4 protein-coding genes are annotated in these 2,697 nt (G+C 52.8%); 3 read left to right on the top strand and 1 reads right to left on the bottom strand.

What is annotated here, in order from left to right; all coding sequences use genetic code 11:
• The coding region (locus tag VF260_08455; protein ID HEX7057209.1) for an alpha-L-arabinofuranosidase C-terminal domain-containing protein at positions 1 to 881 on the top strand (881 nt) is incomplete at its 5' end.
• A gap of 24 nt (positions 882 to 905) precedes the next feature.
• Here the strand turns inward: VF260_08455 and VF260_08450 are convergent.
• Complete coding sequence (locus VF260_08450) at positions 906 to 1,175, bottom strand: hypothetical protein (GenBank protein HEX7057208.1); 270 nt, start codon at positions 1,173 to 1,175, stop codon at positions 906 to 908.
• Between the two features lie 175 nt (positions 1,176 to 1,350).
• Between VF260_08450 and VF260_08445 the strand changes: the two genes are divergently transcribed.
• Together VF260_08445 and VF260_08440 are read left to right on the top strand one after the other, a co-directional pair.
• On the top strand, positions 1,351 to 2,031 hold the full coding sequence (locus VF260_08445) for a hypothetical protein (GenBank protein ID HEX7057207.1): 681 nt from the start codon (positions 1,351 to 1,353) through the stop codon (positions 2,029 to 2,031).
• Between the two features lie 180 nt (positions 2,032 to 2,211).
• Positions 2,212 to 2,697, top strand: a 486-nt coding sequence (locus tag VF260_08440; protein HEX7057206.1) for a DUF4850 domain-containing protein, incomplete at its 3' end; no start/stop codon positions are given.

The following is a 2,697-nucleotide window of genomic DNA, read 5'->3' as shown; positions in this document are numbered from 1 at the left end:
ACCGTTTATACAAAATCGCCTGCGGGCCCAATACCGACGACTATGGTTGGATGGACACGCTGCTGAAACGCGCGGGCCGGCATATGGACGGAATCAGTCTGCACTATTACACGGTCCCCGGCGAATGGGACCATAAGGGATCGGCTACCGAATTCGGCGCTGCCGAATGGTTTGGCACATTGAAGAAAGCATTGTTTATGGATGAATTGATCGCGAAACATTCCGCCATTATGGATTGCCATGATCCAAAAAAGCGGATCGGTTTGATCGTGGATGAATGGGGCACGTGGTATGACGTCGAGCCGGGAACGAACCCGGGCTTTCTGTATCAGCAAAATACGATGCGCGACGCTTTGGTGGCCGGTTTGCACTTGCACATTTTCCATGCGCATAACGATCGGGTCAAGATGGCCAATATCGCCCAAACGATCAACGTGCTGCAAGCGATGATCTTGACGGAAGGCGAGAAAATGGTGCTTACGCCGACATATCATGTATTTGATTTGTTCAAGGTGCATCAGGGGGCAACCCGCCTGCAAACTTGTTGCAGCGCGGCTGAATATGCGCTGGACGGGGATAAGCTGCCGCAGGTGAGCGTCTCCGCTTCACGGAACGCGGCCGGCGAAATTCATATCAGTTTGTGCAACCTGGACCATCAGAACGAGGCCGATGTGCAAATTGTATTGCGGGGGCTGGCCGGGGAACAGATGAAGGCGGAGGCTATGACGCTTGCGGCTGCCGACATGAGCGCTCATAATACGTTTGCCAAGCCGGATGCGGTCAAGCCTGTGCCGTTCGCCAATTTTTTCGCGAAAAACGGGGAAATTTCGGCCAAACTGGCGCCGATGTCCGTCACGGTGCTGCGGCTTGCCGCCAAATGAGGCGCCTAAGCGCACAAATGACAATTACGGGAAATAAAACTCCGTGCGGTTGCTGCCGTCGACGACCGCATAATGTCTCGGGAAACCGATGTGCATCTCTACCAGTTCGGCGGATTTTGCGATCGGGATGGCGGCTGCCACCCGGTCTTCTTTTATAAATTCGATTTTTTCCGGAGAATAGTTGATATAATCAAAATGAAAGCCGTCTTTTCCGGCAAATCCGTCGTCTTCATACCACGAAATAACGACTTGTCTGCCGACATATTGTTTTAAGGTTTCCGGATTCACAGTCATTGCTCCTGGCCTCCATGATGCCGCGCGATTAGTTGAAAATACACCGGCATTATAGCACATTTCGGATTTTCCAACCAGACGCGCGTTCCATTTATTGCATAATCGGCAGGAATTTGCACATTTTTGTCGAATCAGGTACAGAGAGATTTTGAATAGTCGAATTGGAGGTTTGAATATGCCTTATTGTCCAAATTGCGGAGCGCAATTGCAGGAAGGGGAAAGCCATGTTTGCGCGCAGAACCAAGAGCAAGCGCCGGTTGCCGCCAGAACGTTCGAGAAAGATGTGCTGGTGAAACTGTTAAAAAATCCTTTTAACGCGTTGGAACTTAATCCTGAAAAAGATTTGATATACGGCGTCATCGGCTTTGCTTCATCCGTAATCGGCTTTTTTATCTGGGGCTGGGCGCAGTTTGCCACCTTGTTGAACGCCTTTTCCGCCATATTGGGTTTCGGGGGCGGTTTTCCGACATTTTCCGGCTCCGGCACATGGGGCTTTTCCCTGCGGTTTCTGCTTTTGGGCGCAATTTCTTTGGCCGCGCTGCTTACCTCTTTATGGCTGATCGGCAATTGGTGCGGAGCGGTAAAGCGCAGCCCCCGGGAAACGATCACGCGGCTTGGCGCGCTGCAGTTTCCTTTTGGCGCATGTTTTCTCGTCGCCGCGTTCGCGGCGCTTATTTCGCTCATGAAAATATCCTTGTTGATCGCCGCGCTTACCACGCTTGTTTCATTGCTGTGCACCGTAGAGGCGGCAATCGATTGTTTTCAGGTTGCCAAAGACAATCGGTTCAAGTTCATTGCGTATGGAATGGTCGTGTATGCTGTTGCAGTCGGATTGATTGCGCCGTTGTTTCTATAGCCGCCTTTTCCAAATGCGCGTCCGCAAATCGCCGGCATGTTCGCAAACCTCCCGACAGCATGGGGGGTTTTTTATGTTATGCGTTGCCCGGCTGGGCAAACTTTCTGTATAATGTATCGCGAGATCTGCAACTGCCGGATCATTCCGGCAGTCTGACATACGATGTGGAGCTGAGACATTTTGCCTATTCGATACGGAAGCTTGCTGCTTACGTTTCTGCTGATAGCGGTATTCACCGCGTCTTGCGCGCGATCGGCGGAAAAGCCCGCCCGGAGCAAAACGCCTCATCCGGGCCGCCCGGTTGCCTCGCCTGCCGTTACGCCGCTGCCGCAAGCAACGAATGCGCAGGAGTCCGGCAAACAGCCGAAACAAGCGGATTGCGGTGTTTTTGCGCTGGCTGTGAACGCGAATAAAACGGTAAAAATACCGTTAACATGCATCGAACCGCATGTTTCCTTGGAACACCATAAGCCCACAGCGCAGGCGCCGCCGGATACGGATAAAGCGTTCCGATTCGCCCTGCCCGACGAAAAAGCGGACTCGTTTCAAGCCTTTTGGATAAGCCCATCGCCGGCTCAGGATGCGGGCGTGCTGCTGTTGGCGCCGAAAGGATGGAAGCCCGCGGAGGCGAATATGGGAGCGGACGGCTCCATGAAGATCAGCATT

The sequence above is a fragment of the Bacilli bacterium genome (genome assembly GCA_036381315.1).
In the GTDB taxonomy this organism is placed as follows: Bacteria; Bacillota; Bacilli; order Paenibacillales; family KCTC-25726; genus DASVDB01.
This window is presented reverse-complemented; position numbering and strand designations above follow the sequence as displayed.

Excerpts from the sequence above, each read along its gene's own strand:
- VF260_08450 (HEX7057208.1), bottom strand. The coding sequence starts at position 1,175 with ATGACTGTGAATCCGGAAACCTTAAAACAATATGTCGGCAGACAAGTC.
- VF260_08445 (HEX7057207.1), top strand. The coding sequence starts at position 1,351 with ATGCCTTATTGTCCAAATTGCGGAGCGCAATTGCAGGAAGGGGAAAGC.